This window comes from Massilia sp. NBRC 108631, from assembly GCF_059704565.1.
The window spans coordinates 1-6012 of record NZ_BAAKJE010000200.1; the positions used below are offsets into that span (position 1 = coordinate 1).

6 protein-coding genes are annotated in these 6012 nt (G+C 53.9%); 5 read left to right on the plus strand and 1 reads right to left on the minus strand.

What is annotated here, in order from left to right; all coding sequences use genetic code 11:
• Positions 1-90 precede the first annotated feature (90 nt).
• Both AC6H42_RS21960 and AC6H42_RS21965 read left to right on the plus strand, forming a co-directional pair.
• Positions 91-690: a DUF2026 family protein gene (locus AC6H42_RS21960; protein ID WP_497548931.1), complete on the plus strand. Its 600-nt coding sequence runs from the start codon at positions 91-93 to the stop codon at positions 688-690.
• Between the two features lie 154 nt (positions 691-844).
• Positions 845-1660, plus strand: a complete 816-nt coding sequence (locus AC6H42_RS21965) for a hypothetical protein (RefSeq protein WP_497548932.1) — start codon at positions 845-847, stop codon at positions 1658-1660.
• Positions 1661-1807: 147 nt separating this feature from the next.
• Here AC6H42_RS21965 and AC6H42_RS21970 read toward each other — a convergent pair whose 3' ends face one another.
• Complete coding sequence (locus tag AC6H42_RS21970; protein ID WP_497548933.1) at positions 1808-2731, minus strand: LysR family transcriptional regulator; 924 nt, start codon at positions 2729-2731, stop codon at positions 1808-1810.
• Between the two features lie 114 nt (positions 2732-2845).
• Here AC6H42_RS21970 and AC6H42_RS21975 point away from each other — a divergent pair, with 114 nt between their 5' ends.
• From AC6H42_RS21975 to AC6H42_RS21985, 3 genes are read left to right on the plus strand one after another with little or no spacing between them, the layout of a single operon-like run.
• Positions 2846-3586, plus strand: a complete 741-nt coding sequence (locus AC6H42_RS21975; RefSeq protein ID WP_497548934.1) for a 3-oxoacyl-ACP reductase family protein — start codon at positions 2846-2848, stop codon at positions 3584-3586.
• 10 nt (positions 3587-3596) lie between these two features.
• Entirely contained in the window at positions 3597-4190 is a 594-nt protein-coding gene (locus tag AC6H42_RS21980; RefSeq protein WP_497548935.1) for an NADPH-dependent F420 reductase, read from the plus strand.
• A 5-nt stretch (positions 4191-4195) separates the two neighbouring features.
• Positions 4196-5416 carry an MFS transporter gene (locus tag AC6H42_RS21985; RefSeq protein WP_497548936.1) on the plus strand — a complete coding sequence of 407 codons (1221 nt, stop codon included), beginning with the start codon at positions 4196-4198 and terminating at the stop codon, positions 5414-5416.
• The last annotated feature ends 596 nt before the right edge of the window (positions 5417-6012 follow it).

Consider the following 6012-nt stretch of genomic DNA (forward strand, 5'->3'; position numbering starts at 1 on the left):
GCTAGCACTACGCAACAGTCAAAGAAAAGGAAGGACTAAACACCTCTCGCTTCACCGGCCAAGATAATTGACGCCGACCGGACAAGATAGTTGACGCGAACCAGTGCAGAGCGCTCGTGCGTCTTCTTCAGCATTACCGGAGCTGCGCTGATGCACAAGCACTATAAGCTCAACGCTAAGGTAGTTTGCGGAGGAGGCGCGGTAATGCTAAGCAATGAGCCGGAAACCGGGTTGTCTTGGTTCGTAAATCGACCTGATGGAACGCTTGAGACTGGAATCGCAGGGTTCCACGCCTGGATCGAGTGCGACGGTTGGCTGATTGATCTCACCGCGCCTAACTACCACGAGGCGCTGGCAAGCGGGAGCTTTCAGGGGACGGCGGCAGAACAGCGCCCAGCCGCCATCAAAGTGCCGCGCATGATGATGCAGAAGCCGCTAGACGAAATTGGCGGCGACCTTGATAACGTACGCAAGCCAGGTGAATGTGCATTTTTCCCTGATCCGGACGTCACGACCGAAGTGATCGACGAGGCATTCGATCGCGTGCAGCTCGGCGATGTTATCAACATCGCTTACAACTGGCATCGCCCGGTCCCTCAGAAAATGGCAGCGTCTGTAACCATCGGTGACAATTATGGCGAGGTCAAGACGATCAATCTCGTCAAGCGTGAACTAGTCGGTAAGTGGTAAAGCCGTGCGAAAAGTAGGTCCAGCACGACGTCCCAAAACCAGATCAACTCGCATCCATAATGGCAGGGCCTACGGTACTGCTCAGCTCGGCCCTACCGCAGGCGGGACGGCATAGTCTGAAAATCAATATGTGTTAGGCCGGAGACTCAACCCGATGAGCAGAAGCAGCAACTTTCCCGATTCCTTCGTACTTTTGCAGCAAGAAGGCCACCTAATCCATACCTGCCTATCCGATGGACTGACCAAACTGCGGGCCGCGCATGTCCATAACAAAGGGGAGCTGTATGCTGCGTTGTTCAACTTATCCATCGGCACAGAGCGATTGCTAAAGGCTATCCTAATCATGCATCACATGCTTGGGAACAACCTCGCCGTGCCGACAAAAAGTCAGCTGAGGAGCTTCGGGCATAACCTGATAAATCTCTACACAACTTGCGCTGAGATATCAATCAATGAGCGGTCTTACGTCCCGCCACTTTCTACTTTACAGCCGATCACTCGTGAAGTTCTCCAGCTCCTGAGTGATTTTGCGCAAACAACCCGGTATCACAATCTGGATGCGCTCAGCACGTCGTCAACCAGCATAGATCCCCTTAGGCAGTTTGATGAAATTGTGCGCTCCGTGCTGATTAGTGACATTCCTGCAAGGACAGTACAGAAAATCATTGGGTCTCGGTCGAAGATCGCAGCAGCTATCAGTGACATTTCTATGATTTTAGCGCAAGGGCTTGACGGGAGCGACCTTACGCTAGAACAGGGCTTCGTATTTCCAGCCTTACACGAACAGGCTGTACGCCACCTAGTTCTCCGTGTCGTCCAATTTCTCACACCGATCAAGGAGCTCATTGGTAATCTAAGTCGGATGGGTTACAACTACGGCCCGGTTCCACCATTCCCACAAATGCACGAATTTATCGAATTCTTGTGGGATGATCGCAAGTACGTTCTGAGCAAAAAGAGATGGCCCTGAGCTGTGATGCCTGTGCAGACTGTGCAGAAATTTGCCCAGAACGGAACGTAGGCGGTGAGGCGAACTCTCAATCATAGGACCGGAATCTCCGGTATTGCTCGGGTCAGCGTCATTGTAAACTGGTCGGCACGAGCCTAGGAACCCAGGTCAATATTGCTGAAAGCGCTGAGCTAAATTCTCCCGTAGAAAATGCTCCTTCACATGGTCGATAAAGGCTCGCGTTTTTGCTGGCAACAATTTTTGCCCGGTGAAATAAAGCGATATTGGACCCGCGTCCTCATACCAGCCTGGCAGTAAACGAACGAGTTGACCACTTTCAAGGTAAGGAAGTACGTTCGGCACGGCGAGCAGGGCAACACCCATTCCCATAACAGCCGCTTGAACCATACCGTCCGGCTCGGTCAGCGACATACACGGATCTAATTCGACCATTTGTTCCTTCCCTGACTTATCGCGTAAGGCACGATGACGTAAGCGCCCGGTAATCGCAGAGCGCATTACGATTCCCGCGTAGCCCTTCAAGTCAGACGGGTGCGAGGGCGTAGGACGGCCCTGCATAAAGTGTGGAGAAGCGACGGCGATGATCCGAATACGTGCCAACTCCCTTGCCACTACTCCCGGCGTCAATTCAAAACCACCGCCAATAGCCGCATCGTATCCCCCAGCAACGAGGTCCACCTGTCGATTATCGAGATGCCAATCTGGTCGGACCGCAGGATAGCGTTCGAGGAATGAGGGCATCAACGGTAACAGGTAGTCCCGAGCAAAGCCAGGAGCTGCGCTTAACTTAAGCGTCCCGGCAGGTTGGCCCGCGTGCACACTTACATCTGCAATTGCCGCCTGAATGCTATCCAGTCCTTCCGCCACTGTGCTTAGGAACCGTTCGCCCTCCTCGGTCAACTTTAACCCGCGTGTACTGCGCTGAAATAGACGCACACCGAGATTGCGCTCTAGTTGAGCAACGTTACGACTGACCGCCGCCGGAGTCAGCGCGAGACGTCGTGCCGCTTCTGAAAAGCTAGCCAGTTCCGCACTGCGGACGAAGGATTCAAGGTTAGAGAGGGTTTCCATAGGGTCTTTCAATCTTTACTTGAAACTGATTATAACAAGTCACCACTAGTGCTTGATCATCGTCGCGGCCATACTGGATCCATCGCAAACAACTTCCCTAGAAAGGAAACGATCATGAACAAACTGCAAAACAAAGTCGCAATCGTTACTGGCGGTAGCCGCTCCATTGGCGCCGCGATTGCAAAACGCCTGGCAGCCGACGGGGCCACCGTCGCCATTACCTATAACTCCTCTCCCGACAAGGCCGAAGAAGTGGTCGCTGCGATCAAAGCAGCTGGCGGCAACGCTATCGCCATTCAGGCGGACGCAGGCAATCCTGATGCAGTCCGCAAAGGTGTGGCAGCAGTAGCGCAGCAGTTCGGCAAGATTGATATCCTTGTGAATAACGCTGGCATTAGCGTACTCGGTGCACCGCAGGATATCGCGTTCGATGACTTCCAGCGCATCCTGGCCGTGAACGTAACCGGCGTATTTGTAGCCACACAAGAAGCCTTGCACCACATGGAAAACGGTGGCCGCATCATCCATATCGGCAGCTCGATGGTGCAGTACGCGGCATTCCCAACCGCCTCGGCATACACCCTAACCAAAGGAGCGGTGACCGGCTTCACTCGCGGCCTTGTACGTGATCTGGGACCGCGTGGCATCACTGTGAACACGATTCATCCCGGCCCAACAGACAGTGATATGAATCCTGCTGACGGTCCTGTGGCTGATTTCGTCAAGCCGAATATTGCAGTAGGCCGTTATGGCCAAGGGGCTGATGTGGCCGCTGCTGTTTCGTATCTGGCAAGTGATGAAGCATCCTTTGTTACTGGCGCTGAGTTGATGGTTGACGGCGGCTTTACCGCTTAAGGAGACAGCCATGAACATCGGAATCATTGGCGCTGGCGCAATTGGAACGGCCATTGCCCGCGCACTTGCAAAAAATGGCATTCAGGCATTGATCGCCAATAGCCGTGGCCCCGAAGGGCTGGATGGCCTGGCTGTGGAACTTCCTGGCATTACGCCGACCACTGTAAAGCAAGCAGCCCAAGCTGAAATTGTGTTCATCGCCGTCCCTTGGTCAAAAATCCCAAGTGCAGTGCGCGACTTGGAGCCTTGGAACGGAAGGATTGTTGTAGATGCAAACAACCCTATTGAAGCGCCGACCTTCCGGCCGTTCGATTTGGCCGGACGGCCATCCACAGCAGTAGTTGCGGAATTGGTGCCGGGCGCACGCGTGGTGAAAGCATTCAACCACCTACAACCGTCATTGTTAGCGGGAGATCCGGGGTCAGAGGGCGGGCGTCGCGTATTATTCGTTTCTGGCGAAAATGTTGCGGCCAACGCCGAAGTGTCTAAGCTGATCGGTCGCCTCGGTTTCCACGCAATCGACCTTGGTGGTCTCGAAGCAGGACGCCTGCATCAGTTCCCTGGTGGCCCGCTCCCCACTCTCAATCTTGTGAAGTTTGGGTAAGCGCCATGGAGTTTAGCGCTTCGCGTAAAGCAGAGCCGAACTCTGGATCGATAAACAGCCTCGCGCACCATGAAGTGCGCGAGGTAGAGCAAGCGGCATCGTGGACTGCAGTAAGTTCAGTTGGAATTGGCGCGTTTGCGCTAGTTACTTCAGAGTTTCTACCTGTCGGTCTGCTGCCGCAAATTGCTCAGGATCTGGACGTCTCGGCGGGGCAAGCTGGTTTAATGGTGACGCTGCCTGGAATTATCGCGGCTGTCATGGCGCCGTTCACACTTGGGTTTGCGGGCAACCTAAATCGCCGCCTCCTATTGTGCATACTGCTCTTCATGTTAGCGGTTGCGAACCTGATTGTCGCCTTTGCGGCGAATCTACCGATGGCGTTAGCCGGACGAATTTTGCTAGGTATCGCAATCGGGGGCTTTTGGACTATAGGTGGCTCTCTCGGTCCTCGCTTACGTCCAGGCCCCCAAGGTGCCAAGGCAACTTCGCTGATCTTTTCGGGAGTTTCTCTTGGAACGGTTGCCGGTGTACCAGTTGGTACGCTGGTTGGCGGCTTGCTTGGTTGGCGCACCGCATTTGGGGCCGCAACAGTAGTCGCATTGCTGGTGGTAGCTGTGCTGATCGCAGTACTACCGTCGCTGAGTCCAACACAGATAAACGGCTTGCGAGATGTAGGTAGTGTGCTCAGGGTATCGAAGGTACGAATAGGCTTGCTTGCCATCTTGCTTATCTTTATCGGACAGTTCGGCTCCTACACCTACATTACTCCTTACTTACTAGATCATACGAGCGTTAGCGCATCGACAATAAGTGCCATCTTGTTTGGTTACGGTGCTGCCGGTTTCATTGGCAACCTGTGCGCTGGATGGGCAGCAGCACGTAACGTGAAGTGGACTTTGGTCATGACTGCGGCATTAATGGGCGCGCCAATCGCTCTGATTCTGAGTGCTGGTGGGCAGACATGGGTGGTTGTGCCTCTGTTGATGCTTTGGGGCCTGGGCTTCGGGATGTTACCTATCGCTGTGCAGAGTTGGCTTTTCTCTGCGACTCCGGAAAAGCTAGAAGCAGTATCGGCAGTGTTTGTCTCCAGTGCCCAAGCATCAATAGGTGCTGGGGCAATGCTGGGAGGGCTTCTGGTGGATCATGTTGGGCTGTCTAGCGCAATGGGCTTAGGTGCAATTACCATGCTGTTGACAGCAGCGATAGTAGCGAGTCGCCAACAGTAACCGCAGCTGCATTTTCCCGGAGCCGCACGCATTGGAGGCGAGAGCAAAATTGCGTTATCCTGCTGCGAAAAATCAGCGACTGGGTGTGCAAGCTGTGCAGAAAGTAGGCCCAGTACGAAAACCCAAAGCTAGGCAAACTCTCAACCATAGTGGCAGGGCCTCCGGTTCTACTCCGGTCGGCCTTACCGCAGCCGGGAAAGCATAGACTGAGACTCAATGCGTGTTCTTCATCAAGTCTGGAGATCATTACGCAATCGCACTGTGCTCATTGCCAATGAGGCTGTCTGGTCGCTCTCTGGTCAGGGCCAGATACAATACGATCAAGCTGGGGCAATCAGCAGCAAAGTCAGAGCTACCGCGATGCTTAGCCCCCATGGGATGATATCGTTAGCGCGGTTAAGGGAAGTACCAAGGGAAACGAGAAAACTGATGGTAGAATGCAGTGGACCGGTGCCGAGCCTGTCAGAATTTTTGTGTGTCCGGGGTCATGAAATAATACCGAAAGGGATGTTCCATGACCGAAGCAATGATCACTAAAAAACCTAGGAAGAAAAGAGCACCGCCGCCGTTTCCCGTCGAGCTGATCGACCAACTGC

Bases quoted from the DNA above. Each gene is read 5' to 3' on its own strand.
- AC6H42_RS21965 (WP_497548932.1), top strand. From the start codon at position 845: ATGAGCAGAAGCAGCAACTTTCCCGATTCCTTCGTACTTTTGCAGCAA.
- AC6H42_RS21970 (WP_497548933.1), bottom strand. From the start codon at position 2,731: ATGGAAACCCTCTCTAACCTTGAATCCTTCGTCCGCAGTGCGGAACTG.
- AC6H42_RS21975 (WP_497548934.1), top strand. From the start codon at position 2,846: ATGAACAAACTGCAAAACAAAGTCGCAATCGTTACTGGCGGTAGCCGC.
- AC6H42_RS21980 (WP_497548935.1), top strand. From the start codon at position 3,597: ATGAACATCGGAATCATTGGCGCTGGCGCAATTGGAACGGCCATTGCC.
- AC6H42_RS21985 (WP_497548936.1), top strand. From the start codon at position 4,196: ATGGAGTTTAGCGCTTCGCGTAAAGCAGAGCCGAACTCTGGATCGATA.